Source organism: Streptomyces pinistramenti, assembly GCF_020564935.1.
Lineage (GTDB): Bacteria > Actinomycetota > Actinomycetes > Streptomycetales > Streptomycetaceae > Streptomyces > Streptomyces pinistramenti.
In genome coordinates this window covers 1-19,853 of sequence record NZ_JAJCXB010000089.1, presented here as the reverse complement: position 1 = coordinate 19,853, position 19,853 = coordinate 1, and the positions used below count along the sequence as shown (strand labels likewise).

General features: G+C 72.6%; 19 protein-coding genes and 1 pseudogene. 10 read left to right on the top strand and 10 right to left on the bottom strand.

All coding sequences use genetic code 11. The annotated features are described in order from the left end of the window. The 3 genes from LIU39_RS32905 to LIU39_RS32895 form a co-directional block, all read left to right on the top strand. A partial coding sequence (locus LIU39_RS32905) for a S1C family serine protease (RefSeq protein WP_227050621.1) occupies nt 1-1,593 on the top strand: 1,593 nt, incomplete at its 5' end. Between the two features lie 115 nt (nt 1,594-1,708). Continuing rightward, on the top strand, nt 1,709-2,191 hold the full coding sequence (locus LIU39_RS32900) for a sec-independent translocase (protein WP_227050620.1): 483 nt from the start codon (nt 1,709-1,711) through the stop codon (nt 2,189-2,191). Between the two features lie 116 nt (nt 2,192-2,307). Then, the gene (locus LIU39_RS32895; protein WP_227050619.1) at nt 2,308-2,955 is read left to right on the top strand and encodes a hypothetical protein; all 648 of its coding nucleotides are present in this window, start codon (nt 2,308-2,310) and stop codon (nt 2,953-2,955) included. An 80-nt stretch (nt 2,956-3,035) separates the two neighbouring features. Here LIU39_RS32895 and LIU39_RS32890 read toward each other — a convergent pair whose 3' ends face one another. The 3 genes from LIU39_RS32890 to LIU39_RS32880 all read right to left on the bottom strand — a co-directional run bounded on the left by LIU39_RS32890 (nt 3,036) and on the right by LIU39_RS32880 (nt 6,165). Next, nucleotides 3,036-4,196: an Mrp/NBP35 family ATP-binding protein gene (locus LIU39_RS32890; RefSeq protein WP_227050618.1), complete on the bottom strand. Its 1,161-nt coding sequence runs from the start codon at nt 4,194-4,196 to the stop codon at nt 3,036-3,038. Nucleotides 4,197-4,283: 87 nt separating this feature from the next. Next, a complete protein-coding gene (locus LIU39_RS32885; protein WP_227050617.1) occupies nt 4,284-4,862 on the bottom strand; it encodes a DUF1003 domain-containing protein in 579 nt (192 codons plus the stop codon). Further along, on the bottom strand, nt 4,855-6,165 hold the full coding sequence (locus LIU39_RS32880) for a magnesium transporter MgtE N-terminal domain-containing protein (RefSeq protein ID WP_227050616.1): 1,311 nt from the start codon (nt 6,163-6,165) through the stop codon (nt 4,855-4,857). Before LIU39_RS32880 ends, LIU39_RS32885 begins: the two co-directional genes overlap by 8 nt. A 213-nt stretch (nt 6,166-6,378) precedes the next feature. Between LIU39_RS32880 and LIU39_RS32875 the strand changes: the two genes are divergently transcribed. Then, nucleotides 6,379-7,161, top strand: a complete 783-nt coding sequence (locus tag LIU39_RS32875; protein WP_227050615.1) for a hypothetical protein — start codon at nt 6,379-6,381, stop codon at nt 7,159-7,161. Nucleotides 7,162-7,176: 15 nt separating this feature from the next. Here the strand turns inward: LIU39_RS32875 and LIU39_RS32870 are convergent, their stop codons facing one another. Together LIU39_RS32870 and LIU39_RS32865 are read right to left on the bottom strand one after the other, a co-directional pair. Continuing rightward, a complete protein-coding gene (locus tag LIU39_RS32870; protein WP_227050614.1) occupies nt 7,177-7,716 on the bottom strand; it encodes a hypothetical protein in 540 nt (179 codons plus the stop codon). 31 nt (nt 7,717-7,747) lie between these two features. Next, nucleotides 7,748-8,860 (bottom strand): magnesium and cobalt transport protein CorA, encoded by a 1,113-nt coding sequence (locus LIU39_RS32865; RefSeq protein ID WP_227050613.1) that lies wholly within the window; start codon nt 8,858-8,860, stop codon nt 7,748-7,750. A gap of 536 nt (nt 8,861-9,396) precedes the next feature. Between LIU39_RS32865 and LIU39_RS32860 the strand changes: the two genes are divergently transcribed. Further along, a complete protein-coding gene (locus LIU39_RS32860) occupies nt 9,397-9,984 on the top strand; it encodes a suppressor of fused domain protein (RefSeq protein ID WP_227050612.1) in 588 nt (195 codons plus the stop codon). A 59-nt stretch (nt 9,985-10,043) separates the two neighbouring features. On the opposite strand, the pseudogene LIU39_RS35790 reads toward LIU39_RS32860, so the two are convergent. Beyond that, nucleotides 10,044-11,005: pseudogene (locus LIU39_RS35790) on the bottom strand (MFS transporter). A gap of 161 nt (nt 11,006-11,166) precedes the next feature. On the opposite strand from LIU39_RS35790, the gene LIU39_RS32845 reads away from it, so the two are divergent. The 3 genes from LIU39_RS32845 (at nt 11,167) to LIU39_RS32835 (ending at nt 13,541) form a co-directional block, all read left to right on the top strand. Then, nucleotides 11,167-11,805, top strand: coding sequence for a DUF6758 family protein (locus LIU39_RS32845; protein ID WP_227050610.1), 639 nt, complete (start codon nt 11,167-11,169; stop codon nt 11,803-11,805). 148 nt (nt 11,806-11,953) lie between these two features. Beyond that, complete coding sequence (locus tag LIU39_RS32840; RefSeq protein ID WP_227050609.1) at nt 11,954-12,808, top strand: PHP domain-containing protein; 855 nt, start codon at nt 11,954-11,956, stop codon at nt 12,806-12,808. Nucleotides 12,809-12,935: 127 nt separating this feature from the next. Next, nucleotides 12,936-13,541, top strand: coding sequence for a MarC family protein (locus tag LIU39_RS32835; RefSeq protein WP_227050608.1), 606 nt, complete (start codon nt 12,936-12,938; stop codon nt 13,539-13,541). Nucleotides 13,542-13,627: 86 nt separating this feature from the next. On the opposite strand, the gene LIU39_RS32830 is transcribed toward LIU39_RS32835, so the two are convergent. Next, on the bottom strand, nt 13,628-13,780 hold the full coding sequence (locus LIU39_RS32830; RefSeq protein ID WP_169795174.1) for a DUF8834 family protein: 153 nt from the start codon (nt 13,778-13,780) through the stop codon (nt 13,628-13,630). A gap of 202 nt (nt 13,781-13,982) precedes the next feature. Here LIU39_RS32830 and LIU39_RS32825 point away from each other — a divergent pair, with 202 nt between their 5' ends. Next, nucleotides 13,983-14,909: an NYN domain-containing protein gene (locus LIU39_RS32825; protein WP_227050607.1), complete on the top strand. Its 927-nt coding sequence runs from the start codon at nt 13,983-13,985 to the stop codon at nt 14,907-14,909. Nucleotides 14,910-14,916: 7 nt separating this feature from the next. Here LIU39_RS32825 and LIU39_RS32820 read toward each other — a convergent pair whose 3' ends face one another. Further along, nucleotides 14,917-15,783 (bottom strand): alpha/beta fold hydrolase, encoded by an 867-nt coding sequence (locus LIU39_RS32820; protein ID WP_227050606.1) that lies wholly within the window; start codon nt 15,781-15,783, stop codon nt 14,917-14,919. A 158-nt stretch (nt 15,784-15,941) separates the two neighbouring features. Beyond that, the gene (locus tag LIU39_RS32815; RefSeq protein ID WP_227050622.1) at nt 15,942-18,254 is read right to left on the bottom strand and encodes a DEAD/DEAH box helicase; all 2,313 of its coding nucleotides are present in this window, start codon (nt 18,252-18,254) and stop codon (nt 15,942-15,944) included. A gap of 332 nt (nt 18,255-18,586) precedes the next feature. On the opposite strand from LIU39_RS32815, the gene LIU39_RS32810 reads away from it, so the two are divergent. Continuing rightward, entirely contained in the window at nt 18,587-19,324 is a 738-nt protein-coding gene (locus LIU39_RS32810; protein ID WP_227050605.1) for a ferritin-like fold-containing protein, read from the top strand. Nucleotides 19,325-19,382: 58 nt separating this feature from the next. Here LIU39_RS32810 and LIU39_RS32805 read toward each other — a convergent pair whose 3' ends face one another. After that, nucleotides 19,383-19,652 carry a hypothetical protein gene (locus LIU39_RS32805; RefSeq protein ID WP_227050604.1) on the bottom strand — a complete coding sequence of 90 codons (270 nt, stop codon included), beginning with the start codon at nt 19,650-19,652 and terminating at the stop codon, nt 19,383-19,385. Nucleotides 19,653-19,853 lie beyond the last annotated feature (201 nt).

The window sequence follows — 19,853 nt, the reverse complement described above, 5'->3', positions numbered from 1 at the left end:
GCCGTCCCTGGAGCGAGGCCCCCGCAGGCCCCGAGGCCGCACGCCGGGTACCCGGAGGCGCCGCAGCGGCAGGCCGCGGCCCCGCTGCCGGCCGCCGCTGTGCCGGCGCCGCAGGTCCCTGGTGCGGCCGCGGACGAGCAGCCGGCGTCCGGCCGGGCCACGGGCGAGCACCGGCTGCCGGCCGAGCACCCCGTGCCGCAGCGAACGGACACCGCGCCGCTCCCGCCCGCCGAACGGCCCGTGCCGGAAGGCGGGTTCGTGCCGTGTCCCGGCGACGGCGGACCCCGTTCCGCCGCCGCGCGCGCTGCCGGGACGGACCAGCCCGCCCCCGGAGCCCAGCCCATCGCCGGGCCCGCCCCCGCGTACGCCCCCGGCCACCCCGCCGCCCCGCTGCCCCCGCAGGGCCCCTGGGGGCAGTACGACCCCTGGAGCCCGCCCCTCCAGGACGGCCCGGCCGCTCCGCCGCCGGCCCGGCGCAGCCGCCGCGGCCTGCTGGCGGTGGGCGCCGTGGTGCTGGCCCTGGTCGCGGGCGTCGTGGGCGGTGGCATCGGCGCGTACGCCGAGCGGCACGGCGGGGTCAACGACATCACCCTGCCGCAGGCCGGGGGCGAGTCCCAGGCCCGTGATCCGCACAGCGTCGCCGGGATCGCGCAGGCCGCGCTGCCCGGTGTGGTCACGCTGCATGTGCGCGGCAACTCCGAGCAGGGCACCGGCACCGGCTTCGTCCTCGACGGGCAGGGCCACATCCTCACCAACAACCACGTCGTCGAGCCGGCCGGCGACGGCGGCGAGATCTCGGTGACGTTCAGCGGCGGGCAGACCGCCAAGGGCCGGGTCGTCGGGCAGGACGGCGGCTACGACCTGGCCGTCGTCCAGGTGGACGGCGTGTCAGGGCTGCGCCCGCTGGCGCTCGGCGATTCCGACGCGGTACGGGTCGGCGATCCGGTCGTGGCGATCGGCGCGCCGTACGACCTCGCCAACACCGTCACCGCCGGCATCATCAGCGCCAAGCAGCGTCCGATCACGGCGGGCGGCGAGAAGGCCGACGGCAGCGACGTCTCCTACGTGGACGCGCTCCAGACGGACGCGCCGATCAACCCGGGCAACTCCGGCGGTCCCCTGGTGGACGCCAGGGCGAGGGTGATCGGCATCAACAGCGCGATCCGGGCGGCCGACAGCGGCGGCGGGCCCGACGGCGGCGCCGCGGGGCAGGGCGGCAGCATAGGGCTGGGCTTCGCCATCCCGATCAACCAGGCCAAGCGGGTCGCCGAGGAGCTGATCAACACCGGGCGGGCGACCCACCCGGTGATCGGCGTCACCCTGGCGATGGCGTACGCGGGCGACGGCGCGCAGGTCAGCGACCTGAACAAGGACGGCAAGGAGCCCGTCACCGCGGGCGGGCCCGGCGCCAAGGCCGGCATCAAGGGCGGGGACGTGATCACCGGAGTCGACGGCGCCCCGGTACACAGCGGCGAGGAGCTGATCGTCAAGATCCGCAGCCACCGCCCCGGCGACACTCTGGCGCTGACGGTGCGGCGCGGCGGGAAGGAGCGGACGGTGCACCTCACGCTCGGCTCGTCGAGCACAAGCTGATCGTTTGTACGGTGTTGGTGCGGGTGACTCCCGTGTGACGTCCCGGGCCAGGTACCGTGAGAGGCGGCCTGGCCCCGGGCCGTTGACGGCCGCGGATATCCCAAGGAGCTGAACGGTGTTCTTCGACATAGGACTCCCGGAGCTGGCGGCGCTCGCGATCCTTGGCGTGCTCATCTTCGGACCGGACAAGCTGCCCAAGGTCATCCAGGACGTGATGAGCTTCATCCGCAAGGTGCGGGCGTTCTCCGACAGCGCCAAGGAGGACATCCGCAGCGAGCTGGGCCCGGAGTTCAAGGACTTCGAGTTCGAGGACCTCAAGCCGCAGAACTTCGTCCGCAAGCACGTCCTGGACAAGGACGAGTACGGCCTGAAGGACCTTCAGGAGATCCGTGACGGATTCGACCTGAAGAAGGAGATGGCCGAGGTCACCGACGCCGTCAGGAACGCCGGCGAGCCCCCGGCCGGCGCAGCGCAGAGCGGCGGTCGGCTGAATCTGTCGAAGGAGTCCCCGGCCGCTTCCGGCCGCATCGACCTGACGAAGGGCGCCGGGGCCCCGGCGCCCCGCGAGTACCCTCCGTTCGACGCAGACGCCACCTGAACCTTCCCTATGCCCGGCTGCGCGCGCCCAATGGCTATGCTCCCGGTGTCCGGGGTGAGGTCGCCTGAGGGGGGCGGGCCGCCCACGACACAGGGCAACGAGGAGGCTCCGCGCAGATGGAGACGACGGGTCGGGCAGCGGCCCAGGCGGATTCGGCCGGCGCCGGACGGAAGGTCGACGGCTATCTGCTGGCCGCGTTCCCGTGGTACGGCCTCGATGAGGCGTTCACCGGGCCCCGCTGGCTGATGCAGGTCGGCGCCGCTGCCGACGGCACGGTGGAACACGGCGGGACCGGCCACGGCGAAGAGCCGAGCATACGGGTGGAGACCCCGAGGGAGAGCGAGCGGTTCGCCGTCGTGGTGACGGTCGCAGGGCGGCCCGTACGGCGCAGCGCGGACGGCACCGGCGTCCTGGACGCCACCTCGGTCTCGACGGCCGCCTGGCTCGCCGGGTCCGGGCTGCTGGCCCACACCTGGCCGTCCCAGATGGACCGGGCGCTGCGCCAGGACTGGCTGGACCAGCAGACGATGCTCGCCTGGGAGCTGGCCGACGATCTTGCCGGTGAGGCATGGAGCGAGCTGCTGCTGCCGGTCGACGGCGAGCCGACGCCGTTCCGCTACCGCGAGTCCGAGTACGGCTGGGTACTGGCCGGTTCGGCGGACGACGGTCCCGAGGGCGTGCACATCGGCGCGTACGGGCGCAACAGGAGCGCGTACGGACTGGCCTTCGGTGTGGTCAAGGACCTCGCCGCGTACAACGGCTGACCGGCGGCGGCCTTAGCGCGGACGACGAGAAGGGGCGGACCGGATCATCCGGCCCGCCCCTTCGTCAGGTCCTTCGCCGCTCAGAACTTGTTGCGCGGGGTGATGCCCAGCGACATGCCCTGCAGGCCGCGCTGGCGGCCGCCGAGCTTGCCGGCGATCGTGCGGATCGCCGATCCGGCGGGCGATTCGGGGTCGGTCAGCACGACCGGCCTGCCCTCGTCGCCGCCCTCGCGCAGCCGTACGTCGATCGGGATGGAGCCGAGGACCGGGACCTGGGTGCCGGTGGTCTTCGTCAGGCCGTCGGCGACCCGCTCGCCGCCGCCGGTGCCGAACACGTCGACCATCTCGTCGCAGTGCGGGCAGGGCAGCCCGGACATGTTCTCGACCACGCCGACGATCTTCTGGTGGGTCTGCACGGCGATCGAACCGGCCCGCTCGGCGACCTCGGCAGCGGCCTGCTGGGGCGTCGTCACGACCAGGATCTCGGCGTTGGGGACGAGCTGTGCGACGGAGATGGCGATGTCGCCGGTGCCGGGCGGCAGGTCCAGGAGCAGGACGTCGAGGTCGCCCCAGTAGACGTCGGCGAGGAACTGCTGGAGGGCGCGGTGCAGCATCGGGCCGCGCCAGACGACGGGGGCGTTGCCCGGCGTGAACATGCCGATGGAGATGACCTTCACGCCGTTCGCCGACGGCGGCATGATCATGTTTTCGACCTGGGTGGGCTTGCCGTGGGCGCCCAGCATCCGGGGCACGGAGTGCCCGTAGATGTCGGCATCCACGACGCCGACCTTCAGGCCGTCCGCCGCCATCGCCGCCGCCAGGTTGACCGTCACCGACGACTTCCCGACGCCGCCCTTGCCGGAGGCCACGGCGTAGACCCGGGTCAGTGAGCCGGGCTGGGCGAACGGGACCTCGCGCTCGGCGGTGCCGCCGCGCAGTGACGACGCCAGCTCCTTGCGCTGCTCGTCGCTCATCACGTCCAGCTCGACGGTGGCGGCGGTGACACCCTCGACGCGTTCGACGGCCTCGCGCACGTTGCTGGTGATGGTCTCGCGCATCGGGCAGCCGGAAACGGTGAGATAGACCACGACCGCCACCGTGCCGTCCGCCGCGATGTCCACCGATTTGACCATCCCCAGCTCGGTGATGGGGCGGTGGATCTCGGGGTCGTTCACGGTCGCGAGCGCATCGCGGATCGCGTCCTCGCTCGGCGCGGCGCCTTGGGGCGTGTCGGTAGCCATGCCTCAGATACTACGGCCGTGCCGAGCGCGTCCCCAAGGGGCGGTGGCCGGGCCCCACAGCGGGTGAGGCGGCCTCCGGAAAGGCTCTCAGCGGTCGCGTTCGCCGCCCTCGGCTTCGGCCGGCTGCCGCAGGTCCAGATCCCTGACCATGTCCGCCAGCTCGGACCTGATCCAGTCGCGGGTGGCGACCTCGCCGAGGCCGAGCCGCAGCGCCGCGATCTCCCGGGTCAGGTATTCGGTGTCGGCGATGGACCGTTCGTTCTGCGAGCGGTCCTGTTCGTGGGTGACCCGGTCGCGGTCGTCCTGCCGGTTCTGCGCCAGCAGGATCAGCGGCGCCGCGTACGACGCCTGGAGGGACAGCGCGAGGGTCAGGAAGATGAACGGGTACTCGTCGAATTTCAGGACCCTGGGCGCCGCGATGTTCCAGGCGATCCACAGGATGATGATCACCGTCATCCAGACGATGAACCTGCCGGTCCCCAGGAAGCGGGCGATCCGCTCCGACAGCCGCCCGAACGCGTCCGGGTCGTACTCCGGCCAGAACGTACGGCGCGGCGCCCGCGGCAGGTCCAGGCGCACCCGCGGGCGTTCCGGCGCGGACCGCCGCAGCGCCGACGCGCCGTTCGCCCGCGACCGCTCCTTGCCGCCCTCCCGCTCCTCAGGCATCGCCGTCCGCCTCCGGGGCGCCGTGCATCTCCGTCTCCCGCCAGTCGTCGGGCAGCAGGTGGTCGAGCACGTCGTCGACGGTGACCGCGCCCAGCAGCGCGCCGCTCTCGTCGACTACGGGCGCGGAGACGAGGTTGTAGGCCGCCAGATAGCGGGTCACCTCGGTCAGCGGGGTGTCCGGGGACAGCGGTGGCAGATCGGTGTCGGCGATCGAGCTGACGAGGGTGAACGGCGGGTCGCGCAGCAGCCGTTGGAAGTGCACCAGGCCGAGGAACTTGCCGGTCGGCGTCTCGTCGGGCGGGCGGCAGACGTAGACCTGGGCGGCCAGTGCGGGGGAGAGGTCGGGGTCGCGGACGCGGGCGAGCGCGTAGGCGACCGTCGCGTCCGGGCGCAGCACGATCGGCTCGGTGGTCATCAGGCCGCCCGCGGTGCGCTCCTCGTACGCCATCAGCCGGCGGACGTCGGCGGCCTCTTCGGGGCGCATCAGGGCCAGCAGGCGCTCCTTCTCCTCCTCGGGCAGTTCGGAGAGCAGGTCGGCGGCGTCGTCGGGGTCCATCGCCTCCAGGACGTCGGCGGCCCGTTCCTCCTTGAGCTTGCCGAGGATCTCGACCTGGTCGTCCTCGGGCAGCTCCTCCAGGACGTCGGCCAGCCGGTCGTCGGCCAGCGCGGCGGCGACCTCGGCGCGGCGCTTGGCCGACAGGTGGTGCAGGACACCGGCGAGGTCGGCGGGGCGCAGCTGCTCGAAGGTGGCCAGCAGGTTCTCGGCGCCCTGCCCGTGCTCCTCCAGGGAGAAGCCGGTCACCGCCGACCACTCGACGGTCAGCACCTCTCCCCTGCGGCGCAGCGCCCCGCCCTTGCCCTTGCGGACGAAGACCTTGTCGATCTCCCAGTCGCGGCGGGCGGGGAGCTGGGTGATGCCGATGTCGAGGACGGTGACCTCCTCGCCGGTCTCGACCAGCCGCACCCGACGGTCGAGCAGCTCGCCGAGCACCAGCGTTTCGGAGGCCCGCTGTTCGAAGCGCCGCATGTTGACCACGCCGGTGGTGATGACCTGGCCGGATTCCACCCCCGTCACCCGGGTCATGGGCAGGAAGATCCGCCGCCTGCTGACCACCTCGACGACCAGGCCGAGCAGCCGCGGCGGCCGCCCCACCTGCCGTTCGCCGCCGGCGCCCCGCCCGCTGCCCTTGGTGCGGAGCATCGCGACGAGATCGCGCACCCGGCCGACCTGGTCGCCGTTGGGGTCGAAGACGGCGACGCCGGAGAGGTGCGAGACGAAGACCCGGGGGGTCACCACTGCCATGCGGCGCGCCTCCCTTCCTCGCGGCGTGCCTTAAATACCCGAAAATGCCTGAAATGAGGCCCGAATTCGGGTTCAGGCTAACCCGCCCGGCTCTCCCGCGCCCCGATGGGAACGCCCGTATGGCGTCCGTCGGCAGGGCGCCGAGCGGGGTGCGCGATCCGGGTACGCTGCCGACTGCTGTCGAGGTCACCCGCATCAGGAGGCAGAGCCGACGTGAGTGCAATCCCCTCGGGGACGAGCCCCCGAACCCTGGCCGTCCCCCGTCGCGCGGGGCGGGTGCTCGCCGTCGGGGCGGCGTGCGCGGGCCTCGCCGCCGCGCTGGCCGGCTGTTCCGAGGGGGATCCGGACGCCGGCACCAACGGCGTCGGCAAACTGCCGGCCGCGAAGATCGAGTCCAAGGCGCGGGCCGCGGCCGCGCAGGCCCGCACCGTCCGGCTCTCCGGCAGCGTCGTCAGCCAGGGCCGCACGTACAAGCTCGACATGCGCCTCGCAGGGAACGGCGCCAAGGGCCGGCTGACCACCAAACAGTCCGCCTTCGGCCTCCTGCGGGTCGACGACGCGCTCTACCTCAAGGCGGACGCCGCCTTCTGGGCCGGCGAGAAGAACAGCTCAGGATCGGGCTCCGACGCCTCGGCCGCCGAAAAACTCGGCGGCAAATACGTCAAGGTGCCCGCCGCCGACCCCGTCTACAAGCGTTTCAGCGGCTTCACCGACAAGGACGTCCTGCTCAGCAGCGTGCTCGGCCTGCACGGCAAGCTCGCCACCGGCGGCCGCAACACCCTCGACGGCGTCCGCACCGTCCGCCTCACCGCGGGCGCGGGCTCCGGCGGCACCCTCGACGTCTCCCTGGAAGGCACGCCGTATCCGCTGCGGCTCCAGCGCGCGGGCGACGCGGGCACCGTCACGCTCGCCGACTGGGACAAGGCCGTGGACCTCAAGGCCCCGGACAAGAGCCAGGTCGTCGACTACGGCAAGCAGATCTCCGGCAAGGGCTGAAGCCCGGCCGCCCGCTCAGCCCTTGCGGCCGCGGCGCAGCAGCTTCGGCAGCCCGGCCGGGACCGGCCTGCGGGTGATCGCGGGGCTCGGCAGCGGCGGCACGGCCTGCGCCCCGTCCGGCATGGCGCCGGGCCGTTGCACCGCGTCCCCGGTGGGCTCAAGGCGCAGCACCCGGCACTCGCGGGCCCAGCGCTCGGTGATCGTCTCCGCGTCCGGCGCGTTGAGCCGCTTGCCTTTCAGCTCGTCGACGGCGGTCCGCCACGCCTCGCTGCCCGCCGCCGGCTCGACGACCACGGCCGTCCAGGCGACCAGCCGGCCGCCCTTGTCCTTGCTGCGTACGGTCACCGTCGCCGTGCCGCCGTCGGTGAGTCCGAGGTCGGCCAGCGGCTGCTCGTCAGGGCCGTCGCCGACGAGGCAGGCCGCGCCGTCCACCCACAGGTGCCACAGCGCCCGCGCGGGACCTGCCGTGCCCCGCACCCAGATCAGGCCGGACTTCTTCGTGGCCTCTTCGATGAGCGCCCGATCCTGCAGGGCCTGCGACACGGTCTGAGTCATGCCGTTCAGCCTAACGACCCGGGAGCGGGCGCTACAGCCAGCCGTTGCGCTTGAAGCCCCGGTGGATGCCGAAGCAGAGGGTGACCGTCAGCAGCAGGACCGCCGGGTAGCCGTACTTCCATTTCAGCTCCGGCATGTACTCGAAGTTCATGCCGTAGATCCCGGCGATCATCGTCGGCACGGCGAAGATCGCGGCCCAGGACGTGATCTTGCGCATGTCCTCGTTCTGCGCGACGGTCGCCTGCGCGAGGTTGGCCTGGAGGATGGAGTTCAGCAGGTCGTCGAAGGACAGCACCTGCTCGTTGACGCGCGCCAGGTGGTCGGCGACGTCACGGAAGTACTTCTGGATGTCCGAGTCGACCAGCCGCATCGGACGCTCGCTCAGCAGCTGCATCGGCCGCAGCAGCGGCGACACCGCGCGCTTGAACTCCAGTACCTCGCGCTTGAGTTGGTAGATCCGGCCGGCGTCGCCGCCCTTGGCCGACGCCTTGCCGTTGGTGCCCGAGCTGAAGACGTCGATCTCCACCTCGTCGATGTCGTCCTGGACCGCGCCGGCCACCGCGATGTAGCCGTCCACGACCTGGTCGGCGATGGCGTGCAGCACCGCGGACGGGCCCTTGGCCAGCAGTTCCGGGTCGTCCTGGAGGCGGTGCCGCAGCGCGCGCAGCGAGCCCTGGCCGCCGTGCCTGACGGTCACGATGAAGTCCCGGCCGGTGAAGCACATCACCTCGCCGGTCTCCACGACCTCGCTGGTCGCGGTCAGTTCGGCGTGCTCGACGTAGTGCACCGTCTTGAAGACGGTGAACAGCGTGTCGTCGTAGCGCTCCAGCTTGGGCCGCTGGTGGGCGTGGACCGCGTCCTCGACGGCGAGCGGGTGCAGCCCGAACTCCGCGGCGATACCGGCGAATTCGGACTCGGTCGGCTCGTGCAGGCCGATCCAGGCGAAGCCGCCGTCCTCCCGCACGCTCGCCATCGCCTCGGCCGGGGTGAGGTGCGCGCGCACCCGGCGGCCCTCGCGGTAGACGCCGCAGTCGACGATGGCGCTGTTGACGCAGGCGGGAGCGGACTTCTCGTAGCTGTAGGGATCGCCGTCGCGGCGGCGGGAGGGGCGGACGGCGGCGCGCAGGTCGCGGATCATCGACATGGCTGGCTCCTTCACGGGCCGGCCGTCAGCAGCGGGCGCGGGGCGTAACGCTGCCCGGAACGTGGACGTACGAGGCATCGTTGGCCGTACGTCCGCAAAGCGGGCGGCGCTCCGTGCGGTGGTGCTGACGGCAGTTCGCGGATAACGCAGAAGACACGGAACAAAGAGGCGAAGGCGCTCTTCCGTCATCTCCATCCGGCGCAAAGGCACTTCACGGGTTTCGCCGCGATGCGGCGGGGTACGGAAGCCTTCGGCTCAGAAGATTCGCTGCGCGAGAGGGATGACAGGAGAACTATCGGTACTGCACGGTCGACTCGGATCCACCGCAGCCCCACCTCCTCCGGCCGGTCCCCGCTGGGGGACGACGTCATTCCCTGACCAGACGGCAAGGCTATCAGCCGCCTGTGGTCCTGCGGCGCCGCTTTGCCTGTTCGATACGAAGGCCCGTGCGGCCCTACGGCACCGCTTTGCCCGTTCGATACGGAACGGTCCGGGCACCGCGAAGCCGCTCGCCGGACCGGCTCTATGCTCGCGGCATGTCTGACGTTCTTGAGCTGGTCGAAGCCCGGTTGCGCACGAGCCTGGGCGAGCCGGACGCCCGCGCCGCCGTCACCTTCATCGGGACCGACCGTATCGAGGTCCTCCGCTTCCTCGACGGCGGGGTCGTGCGCTACGCCACGCTCGGGATGTCCGGGCAGCCGATGACCGATCCGGCCGCAGTGGTCGCCGACCCGCTCACCGGGCCCCGTGCCGAACTGATCCTCTCCGTGCGCGCCGGGCTCGCCGACACCGACAAGATGCTCAGGCCGCTCGCCGTGCTCGCCGCGTCCCCGCAGGTCGAGGGTCTTGTCGTGGTGCCGGGCGCCTCCCTGGACGTCGGCGAACCGCTGTGGCCTGGGGCCGCCTTCACCTCGGTGCTGGTCGCGGCGTCCGGCGGCCTCGTCGAGGATCTGGTGCTGGACGCCCCCAGGGAGCCGGTCCGTTTCCTGCCGCTGCTGCCGATGACGCCCAACGAGGCCGCCTGGAAGCGGGTGCACGGCGCGGAGGCGCTGCAGGAGCGCTGGCTACAGCACGGCACCGACCTGCGCGACCCGCTGCGCAAGGGCGTGCCGCTCGACTCCTGACCGCGGCGCCCGCCCGCCGGCACAGAGGGCGGGCGCCGCGGTTTCCGGGGGCGCGGCGGTCAGTTGGCGAAGACCGTGATGCTGTCCTCCGTGGCGTGCCGCGGCTCCAGTTCCCCGGCCCGGGTGGTCAGCGCCCGGCGCCGGTCACCGCGGCCGCCGCCGCGACCACGAACAGTATGTGGAGGTCCGTCCACTCCTCGATCTTCGGCACGAGGAACGGCGCGGCCGCGGCGGCGAACCACCGCACGAAGTTGTAGCCCGCGCCGGCCGCGGGGCGTCGGAGACCCCCGGCGCCGGCTCGGTGAAGACGGTGTGGTTCAGGCCGATGAAGGCGCCGGACGCGACGGTGCAGACGATTGCGTGGTGTGGCCGCCGTGGCCCAGGACGAGCAGGTCGGCGGCGCGCAGCACCAGCGAGCCGCCGAGCACGTTCAGCGAGCCGAAGCGGCGCTGGACCCGGGGCGCCACGATCACCGAGAAGACCGCGAGCAGCACACCCCGGGCGAAAAGAAGACGACGCCCGACTTGCAGGGCGACATGGTCCGCACGAACGGGGTGAAGGCCGGCACCGTGAAGAACGCGTAGTGGTGGAAGAACGCGGAGACGGCTGCGGGGGCCAGGCCGCCGTGGGCGAGTGCCTTGAGCGGGTCGAGCAGCGAGGTCTTGCGGGCCGGCTTCGGCTGTTCCTTGAGGAGGACGGTGATGGCGAGGAAGCCGATGGCCATCAGGGCGGCGGTGCCGAAGAACGGGTAGCGCCACTTCAGGTCACCGAGGATCGCGCCGAGCAGCGGCCCGCAGGCCATGCCGAGGCCGAGCGCGGAGGATCGGGTCGACGAGTCCGATGCCCATGAAGGCCACCACCGAGGCGCCCGCCGTCGCCCGGACGGCCTTCGGCCGGCGCAGCAGGCCGCCCGCGCCCTCGTCGAACGGGTCGCCGTCGGTGGTGCTGCCGTGTCCGCTGTTCTGCATGTCGCAGCCCCTTCCCGTTGCCGGTTGTGCGATCCGGGAGATCGTTGACGTATGCACGCATCAAGGCGGCCGACCTGGAGAATGCAAGTTGCAACTAACTCCGCGGGGTGCGCTTCTCCGTTGCGGGGCCCGGCAGTTGTGCGTGGTTCCGCAGTCCCACCGGTCGGGTGATCGTCCTTGACGCGGCGGCGTGTACGGAGGACCGTTGGTCCTTATGAGGGGCGAACCCAGTTGCCCGAAGTGCGGTGGCCGGGTCCGGGCGCCCGGTCTCTTCTCCGACTCCTGGCAGTGCGCCGTGCACGGGACCGTGCAGCCACTCCAGCCGGTCGTCCCGCCGAGCGTCGAGGCGCTCGGCGTCGTCGTGCACCGTGCGCAGGTGCCCGTGTGGATGCCCTGGCCGCTCCCCGTGGGCTGGCTCTTCACGGGTGTGGCCTGCGCGGGCGACGAACGCAGCGGCGGCCGGGCCACCGCGGTGGCGTGTTCCGGGCCGGGGCCGCTGGGCGGGCCCGGCGAACTCCTGCTGATCGCCGAGGAGCCCGGGGTCGGGCTCGGCGCCCGCTATGCCGGCGTCGAGGGGCCCGATCCCGTGCCCGGTATGCGGGTGGACGGTGCGCCGAACACCAAGGTGCTGGCCGCCGGCCGGCCGACGCCCCTGTGGCACGTCGAGGGAGCGCCCGCCGACCGCGCGGTCTTCGCGGGTGAGGCGCGCGGCCTGTGGCTGTGGGCGATCGTCTGGCCCGAGCCGACCGGCCTGATCATGTACGACAACCTGGTGCTGACCGACCTGCGCGAGGCGGGTGCCGAGGTGGACCTGCTGCCGTGCGGCGCGCTGTCGCCGCGGATCCTGTCCTGACCCGGGCGGGCGGCCGCCGCCCGCCCGGGTCAGGCGGGCCGGCCTCCGGCGGCCGGTATCCTTCTGAGGAACCCTGCCGGTGCGCCACGGCCGCCGCGGGGCGCCGTCCGGTCCACCGTCCCCGTCCCCGCAGTTGGGAGTCAGCGTCGTGCGCATCGATCTGCACACCCACTCCACCGCGTCCGACGGTACGGACACCCCCGCCGAGCTGGTGCGCAACGCCGCCGCCAGTGGTCTCGACGTCGTCGCGCTCACCGACCACGACACCGTCGGCGGCCATGCCGAGGCCCGCGCGGCGCTGCCCGGGGGGCTGACGCTGGTCACCGGCGCCGAACTCTCCTGCCGGATCGGCGGCGTGAGCCTGCACCTGCTCGCCTACCTCTTCGATCCCGAGGAGCCCGAGCTGGCCCGCGAGCGCGAGCTGGTCCGCGACGACCGGGTGCCGCGCGCTCAGGGCATGGTCGCCAAGCTCCGGGAACTGGGGGTGCCGGTCACCTGGGAACAGGTCGCCAAGATCGCCGGGGACGGCGCCGTCGGACGGCCGCACGTCGCCAGCGCCCTGGTCGAGCTGGGTGTGGTCCCCACGGTGTCCGACGCCTTCACGCCGCAGTGGCTGGCCAACGACGGCCGGGCCTACGTCGACAAGCACGAACTCGACCCCTTCGACGCGCTCCGGCTGGTCAAGGCCGCCGGCGGGGTCACCGTCTTCGCGCACCCGCAGGCCGTCAAGCGCGGCGCCTGTGTGCCGGAGAGCGCCATCGCCGAACTGGCCGCCGCCGGCCTCGACGGCATCGAGGTCGACCACATGGACCACGACGGGCCCACCCGCGCCCGGCTGCGCGGCCTCGCCACCGACCTCGGGCTGCTGACCTGCGGCTCCAGTGATTACCACGGCAGCCGCAAGACCTGTCGGCTCGGTGAGTTCACCACCGACCCCGAGATCTACGGCGAGATCGTGCGCCGGGCCACCGGCGCCTTCCCCGTACCCGGCGCGGGCGGCTGAGTCCGCCCGCCCACCCCGGCGGCCCCGTCCGGCGCACCGCACACCGCGGGGCGTCCGCGCCCCGGCGCTGCCGTGACGGGCCCGCTCTGCCCTCCGCTCCGCTTCTCCTGCAAGGCCACTCATCACCGTGTTCGACGTCGCTGTCTTCAGTACCCTCTTTGTCACGCTTTTCGTGATCATGGACCCCCCGGGCATCACCCCGATCTTCCTGGCGCTGACCTCCGGGCGCCCCGCCAAGGTCCAGCGCCGGATGGCCTGGCAGGCGGCCATCGTCGCCTTCTGCGTCATCGCCGTCTTCGGTGTCTTCGGCCGCCAGATCCTGGGGCGCCTGCACATCTCCACACCCGCCCTGATGATCGCGGGCGGTTTGCTGCTGCTGCTCGTGGCGCTGGATCTGCTCACCGGGAAGTCGGAGGAGCCGACCCAGACCAAGGACGTCAACGTCGCGCTGGTGCCGCTCGGGATGCCGTTGCTGGCCGGGCCCGGCGCGATCGTGTCGGTGATCCTCGCGGTGCAGCACGCGCACGGTTTCACCGCGCAGTTCTCCGTCTGGACGGCGATCGTCGCGATCCACGTGGTGCTCTACCTGGTGATGCGGTTCTCGCTGGTGATCATCCGCGTCATCAAGGACGGGGGAGTGGTGCTGGTGACCCGGCTCGCGGGCATGATGCTCTCCGCGCTGGCCGTGCAGCAGATCATCAACGGTGTCACCCAGGTCGTGCAGGGTTCCTGACCACGGCATACGAGCGCCCCGTACGGCAGTTCCGTACGGGGCGCTCCGTGCGTGCCGCGGGTGTGGCTCAGGCGGCGGTCATGGCGTTACCGGGCGGCGGTGTCGGCCGGGCGGATGTAGATGCGCTGGCCGATTGCGGCGGCCTGCTGCACGATCCGGTTGACGGAGGCGGCGTCCACGACGGTGCTGTCCACGGCGTTGCCGTCGACGTCGTCCAGGCGCATGATCTCGAAGCGCATACGGCTTCTCCCTTCGTCTGATCCTCCTGCGGAGAACTGATGGTTGGCGAACGCCAGGCGTCGCTGCCGGCGTTCCTCTGGAAGAACGTCGTGGCAGGGTGCAAACATTCCCTACGCTAAGGAAAACTTTCGACGGTCTAAATATTGCCTGGTGGGAGCGCGGTTGTCCCTGCCGACCGGCCGCCGGAAGAATGGGCCGGGTATGAATGACGTCCAGCCCCCGGGCCCCTCAGACCTCGCCACCCTCGCCGCCGGCATCGAGCGCACCAACGAGCTGCTGACCCGCGTGCTCGCCGAGGTCGCCACCACCCCGTCCACCCACGCCGCATTCGTCGACGCCGGCTACGTCTACGCGGCCGCCGGGCGACTGGTCACCGGCACCGAGGACCGCAGAACGTTCGGACTCGACGCCGAGGGAATCATCGAAGCCTTCATCGACAAGGCCCGGACGATCTTCCCGGACAGCCGGCTGCTCCGCGTCTACTGGTACGACGGCGCCCGCCGCCGCATCCACACCGCGGAACAGCAGCGCATCGCGGAACTCCCGGACGTCAAGGTCAGGCTCGGCAACCTCAACGCCAACAACCAGCAGAAGGGCGTCGACTCCCTCATCCGCACCGACCTGGAGTCCCTCGCCCGGCACCGCGCCATCAGCGACGCGGTCCTGATCGGCGGCGACGAGGATCTGGTGTCCGCCGTCGAGGCCGCGCAGGGCTACGGCGCCCGCGTCCACCTGTGGGGCATCGAAGCCGCCGGAGGCCGCAACCAGGCCGACCCCCTGCTGTGGGAGGTCGACAGTCAGCGGACCTTCGACCTCGACTTCTGCAAGCCGTACGTCACCCGCCGCGTCGGCGTGGAGCCGGCCGAACTGCCGGGCGACGGCGGCCACGTCCCCACCCGCGAAGAGGTGCGCCGCATCGGCGCGCAGGTCGCCGCCCAGTGGCTCGCCGAACGCGGCCGCGGCTGGGGCGCCGGGATCCTCCCGCACCACCCCTACCTCCCCGCCGCCGTCGACCAGGAACTCCTGACCGCGGCCGAGGCCCTGCTGCACCACTCCCTGCGCGGCCACTCCGGCCTGCGCCGCGCCCTGCGGGACGGCTTCTGGGAGTGCGTGCAGCCGCAGTTCTGAGCAGTGGTCACACCTCGGACAGCGCGCTCCAGAAGCCGGCCAGCGCGGCGGCGGTCTGCGCCGGGCGCTGCGCGTTGGGGGAGTGCTCCGCACCGTCGATGACCGTGCGGTGCGCGGACAGCCGGGCGGCCATCTTGTCGATCAGCGGCACCGGCCAGGCGTAGTCGACCGCGCCGGACACGATGTGCTTGGGCAGCGGCACACCGGCCAGCTCGTCGACCCGGTCCGGCTCCTCGATCATCTGGCGCCCGGTGGAGATCAGCTGCTCGGGGACGGTGTTCAGCCAACGCCTGTGCAGGAACGCGCCGATCTCCGCGGGGGTCTGCGCCTCCGGTGCCTCCGGCGGGTCCAGCAGCTGCATCGCCTGCCAGACCTTCTCCATCCCCATGCTGCCGAGCGCGTCGATGAGCATCTGCACCCGGACCTGCTGCGCCGCGTCGATGGCGGCGGGCCCCGAGCTGAGCACCGTCAGCGACCCGAAGGCCGCCGGATCCTCCAGCACGGCCGCCCGGCTCACCAGCCCGCCGAGCGAATGCCCCAGCAGATGCACCCCGCAGGGCGCCTCCAGAGCCTGCGCCTGCGCCAGCACGTCTCGCGCCAACTCGGCCTGTTCGTACGCCGATTCGGTGCGCGGCCCGCCCGTCTCGTGCTGTCCGCGCCCGTCGACGGCGACCACCCGGAACCCGGCGGCGGCGAGTGGAGCGAGCAGCCCGATGAAGTCCTCCTTGCTGCCGGTGAACCCGGGCACCAGCAGCACCACCCCTGCGGGCGTCCCGTCCGGGCGGGCCTCGTGCACGGCGAACTCCCCGCGCCGGGTGGAGAGTCGGTACGCCTTTGCGCACCGGGGCAACGTCAACGTGGGCGGCCTGCTCATGCCCCGAGGCTATCCGCCCGGCCCCCGGACACCCGTCACCCGCCCCCGTCAGGGCACTCCGACGGCGGGCGGCCGCCCGGGGACGGCGCACGCACCCCCCGACATGCCGGTGGCCCGGTCCCCGCCACTCGGGCAGGGACCGGGCCACCGGCAACGGATCAGCTCTCCGGCGCGGCCTCGGCAGGCGCGGCCTTCTTGGCCGCGGTCTTCCGGACCCGCTTCGGCTTGGCGGCCGGCGCCTCATCGGCCTCGGCGCTCGCCGCGACGGCCTTGGTGGCCGCCTTCCGCGTCCGCTTCGGCTTGACCGGAGCTTCCTCGGCGGTCCCGTCGGTGTCCGCGACAGCCTTCGCCGCCGCCGTCTTCCGGACCCGCTTCGGCTTGGCGGGAGCGGCTTCCGTGCCCTCGGCGGTGTCCACGGCGTCCGCCGCCGCGGTCTTCTTGGGCGCGGCGGTCTTGCGCACCCGCTTCGGCTTCACGGCCGGGGCCTCGTCGACCGGGGCCTCCGCCACGGACGGTGCGATCGGCGTGGCCTGGGCCACGGCAGCCGGCTCCGCGACGGCCTTGGCCGTGCTCCGGGTCCGCCGCCGGGGCTTGGTCACGGTCTCCGCGGTGTCGACCGCGGCCACCGCATCCGCCGCGGGCGCCGCGTCCGTCACGGTCTCCGCCACGACCGCGTCGTCGGCGGCCGCCTTCGCGCCCCGCGTACGCCGGCGCCGCGGCTTGGCGGCCGCCTCGTCGGCCGGAGCCTCGGTGGCCGGAGCCGGGTTGGCGTCCGCCGTCCCGACGGCCGTGTCCCGCGCCTCGTCGGACCTGGCGGCCGGGCGGGCCGCCGCGTTCCCCTGGCTGCCGGACCGGGTACGGCGCCGGCGCCGCGGCTGCCGCGGCCCGTCGGCACCCTCGGACGGCGCGGATCCCTCCGCCACGTCCAGCGCTTCCTCGGCCCGCGCCGCGGGAACGGCCGTGCCCTCCACCGACGTGCCGCCACGGGTCCGCCGCCGCTGCCGCGGAGCCCGCGTCCGCTGGGGACGCTCCTCGACGACCGCCGCCGCGGGCCCCCGGGCACCGCGCCCGCGGCCCCCGGTCTCGCCCAGGTCCTCGACCTCTTCGGCGGCGAGCCCGGCCCGGGTGCGCTCGGCGCGCGGCAGGACGCCCTTGGTGCCCGCCGGGATGTGCAGCTGCTCGTAGAGGTGCGGGGAGGTCGAGTACGTCTCCTCCGGCTCGTCGAACGACAGGTCGAGCGCCTTGTTGATCAGCTTCCAGCGCGGGATGTCGTCCCAGTCGACGAGGGTGACCGCGGTGCCCTTGGCGCCCGCGCGGCCGGTGCGGCCGATGCGGTGCAGGTAGGTCTTCTCGTCCTCGGGGGACTGGTAGTTGATGACGTGCGTGACGCCCTCGACGTCGATGCCGCGGGCGGCGACGTCGGTGCAGACCAGGACGTCGACCTTGCCGTTGCGGAAGGCGCGCAGCGCCTGCTCGCGGGCGCCCTGGCCGAGGTCGCCGTGCACCGCGCCGGACGCGAAACCGCGCCGCGCGAGCTGGTCGGCGATGTCCGCGGCGGTCCGCTTGGTGCGGCAGAAGACCATGGCCAGGCCGCGGCCGTCCGCCTGGAGGATGCGCGCGACCATCTCCGGCTTGTCCATCGAGTGCGCGCGGAAGATGTGCTGCTCGGTGTTGGCGACGGTCTGGCCCTCGTCGTCCGGCGCGGTGGCGCGGATGTGCGTGGGCTGCGACATGTAACGGCGGGCCAGCGAGATGACCTGGCCCGGCATCGTCGCGGAGAACAGCATCGTCTGCCGCTTCGCGGGCAACAGCTGGATGATCTTCTCGACGTCCGGCAGGAAGCCGAGGTCGAGCATTTCGTCGGCCTCGTCCAGGACCAGGCTCTTGACCTGCGAGAGGTTGAGCTTCTTCTGGCCCGCGAGGTCGAGCAGCCGGCCCGGGGTGCCGACGACGACGTCGATGCCCTTCTTCAGCGCCTCGACCTGCGGCTCGTAGGCACGGCCGCCGTAGATCGCCAGGACCCGGACATTGCGCACCTTGCCCGCGGTGAGCAGGTCGTTGGTGACCTGCTGGCACAGCTCACGGGTGGGGACGACGACGAGTGCCTGCGGCGCCTCGGTCAGCTGCTCCGGCCTGGACCGGCCCGCCTCGACGTCCGCAGGAACCGTGACGCGCTCCAGGAGCGGCAGGCCGAAGCCCAGGGTCTTGCCGGTGCCGGTCTTGGCCTGGCCGATGACGTCGCTGCCGGAGAGGGCGACGGGGAGCGTCAGCTCCTGAATGGGAAAGGGGGAAACGATGCCGACGGCTTCAAGGGCCTCGGCGGTCTCGGGGAAAATCCCGAGGTCTCGGAACGTAGACAGAATCTTGCCTCTTCTGTGAGACGCGGCGTGAGGCGGCGAAGGGGGTCGTACCGCACCGTCGTACGGGTTCGTACGGGACCGGCCTGATACGGCCGGATGGCGCGGGACCACTGCCAACGCTCAGGCACTCCTGCCGCGAGCGGTGTCCCTCCTGCTTGCGCGTACGTCTTCTCGCTACGCGCCACAGGGGAGGGCGGTCGGTTTGGAGCCGATCGGGCCACCGACCGGGCATCCGCATTCGTGGAACGACCCACCGATACTCGGCGGGCCCAATACCACTGTACCCCGGATGCGGCGTGGCATCCGAAGGCTTGTATGAGTGACAAACGGAACACGCCCCCCCGGATGCGTCGGCGAGCCGGGCCGCCGGATTCGCCGGATGGCTGGTACATGGCGGCCGCCCAGGGCCTTCCCGGGCCGCGTGGCGGGCTATTGTGCCGGTCATGGAGACGCCAGACAACGCCGCTGCCGACGCGCAGGAGCCGACCGGGATCGCCGCTCAGAACTGGGCGCAGGCATCCGCCGAGCCGCATTACCGGGCCGCCGTGATCGACCTGCTGGGCGCGCTCGCGTACGGCGAGCTGTCCGCCTTCGAGCGGCTGGCGGAGGACGCCAAGCTCGCGCCGACGATGGACGACAAGGCCGAACTGGCCAAGATGGCATCGGCGGAATTCCACCACTTCGAGCGGCTGCGGCAGCGCCTCGCGGACATCGAGGCGGAGCCGAACGAGGCGATGGAGCCGTTCGCCGCCGCGCTGGACGAGTTCCACCGCCAGACCGCGCCGTCGGACTGGCTGGAGGGCCTGGTCAAGGCGTACGTCGGCGACTCGATCGCCAGTGACTTCTACCGCGAGGTCGCGGCCCGGCTGGACTCCGACACCCGGGATCTGGTGCTGGCCGTCCTGGACGACACCGGGCACGCGTCGTTCGCCGTCGAGAAGGTGCGGGCCGCGATCGAGGCGGAGCCGCGGGTCGGCGGGCGGCTCGCGCTGTGGGCGCGGCGGCTGATGGGGGAGGCGCTGTCGCAGGCGCAGCGGGTGGTCGCGGACCGCGACGCGCTCTCCACGATGCTGGTCGGCGGGGTGGCCGACGGGTTCGACCTGGCCGAGGTCGGCCGGATGTTCTCGCGGATCACCGAGGCGCACACCAAGCGGATGGCGGCCTTGGGGCTCGCGGCGTAGCGGAACGGCACACGGCGCGGCCCCGGACCCTGGCGGTCCGGGGCCGCGCCGTTACGTGTCAGACGGCGGCCGCCCTGCGCAGCCGGCGGCGCGGCGGGCGGACCAGGACCGAGAGCAGGGCCGCGCCCACGACGAGCGCGGCGGCCAGCACCTGGACGGGGTGACCCGGGCCGAGGATCGACCGGGTCAGCAGCGCGCCGAAGAGCGCGGCACCGGGGCCGGTGGCCAGCGTCAGGGTGCGGGACGGGAAACGGTCAGGCAGCCGGTGCGTGGCGGCCAGGGCGATGACGAATCCGGCGATCACGGCGCCGAGCGCTTCCCAGATCATGCTGTTCCCTCCCGCGTGACAAGGCCGGTCCGGCAGAACAAACCGGTCGTAGGCGGTCGTACCCATGGGCCACCCACAGCAACCCTCATGGCCACGATCCGCTGCCTGATCGGATCAGCCGGGCGGCGGGAGCGGCGCGAACGGCTGTGGGGGAACGGGCCAGGACAGCAGTGAGCGGCGGCCGGGAGCGAAAACGCACAG

What these genes read in the sequence shown, in the direction of transcription:
- LIU39_RS32895 (WP_227050619.1), top strand. Translation starts at nt 2,308, where the DNA reads ATGGAGACGACGGGTCGGGCAGCGGCCCAGGCGGATTCGGCCGGCGCC.
- LIU39_RS32890 (WP_227050618.1), bottom strand. Translation starts at nt 4,196, where the DNA reads ATGGCTACCGACACGCCCCAAGGCGCCGCGCCGAGCGAGGACGCGATC.
- LIU39_RS32885 (WP_227050617.1), bottom strand. Translation starts at nt 4,862, where the DNA reads ATGCCTGAGGAGCGGGAGGGCGGCAAGGAGCGGTCGCGGGCGAACGGC.
- LIU39_RS32880 (WP_227050616.1), bottom strand. Translation starts at nt 6,165, where the DNA reads ATGGCAGTGGTGACCCCCCGGGTCTTCGTCTCGCACCTCTCCGGCGTC.
- LIU39_RS32870 (WP_227050614.1), bottom strand. Translation starts at nt 7,716, where the DNA reads ATGACTCAGACCGTGTCGCAGGCCCTGCAGGATCGGGCGCTCATCGAA.
- LIU39_RS32865 (WP_227050613.1), bottom strand. Translation starts at nt 8,860, where the DNA reads ATGTCGATGATCCGCGACCTGCGCGCCGCCGTCCGCCCCTCCCGCCGC.
- LIU39_RS32860 (WP_227050612.1), top strand. Translation starts at nt 9,397, where the DNA reads ATGTCTGACGTTCTTGAGCTGGTCGAAGCCCGGTTGCGCACGAGCCTG.
- LIU39_RS32845 (WP_227050610.1), top strand. Translation starts at nt 11,167, where the DNA reads ATGAGGGGCGAACCCAGTTGCCCGAAGTGCGGTGGCCGGGTCCGGGCG.
- LIU39_RS32830 (WP_169795174.1), bottom strand. Translation starts at nt 13,780, where the DNA reads ATGCGCTTCGAGATCATGCGCCTGGACGACGTCGACGGCAACGCCGTG.
- LIU39_RS32825 (WP_227050607.1), top strand. Translation starts at nt 13,983, where the DNA reads ATGAATGACGTCCAGCCCCCGGGCCCCTCAGACCTCGCCACCCTCGCC.
- LIU39_RS32820 (WP_227050606.1), bottom strand. Translation starts at nt 15,783, where the DNA reads ATGAGCAGGCCGCCCACGTTGACGTTGCCCCGGTGCGCAAAGGCGTAC.
- LIU39_RS32810 (WP_227050605.1), top strand. Translation starts at nt 18,587, where the DNA reads ATGGAGACGCCAGACAACGCCGCTGCCGACGCGCAGGAGCCGACCGGG.
- LIU39_RS32805 (WP_227050604.1), bottom strand. Translation starts at nt 19,652, where the DNA reads ATGATCTGGGAAGCGCTCGGCGCCGTGATCGCCGGATTCGTCATCGCC.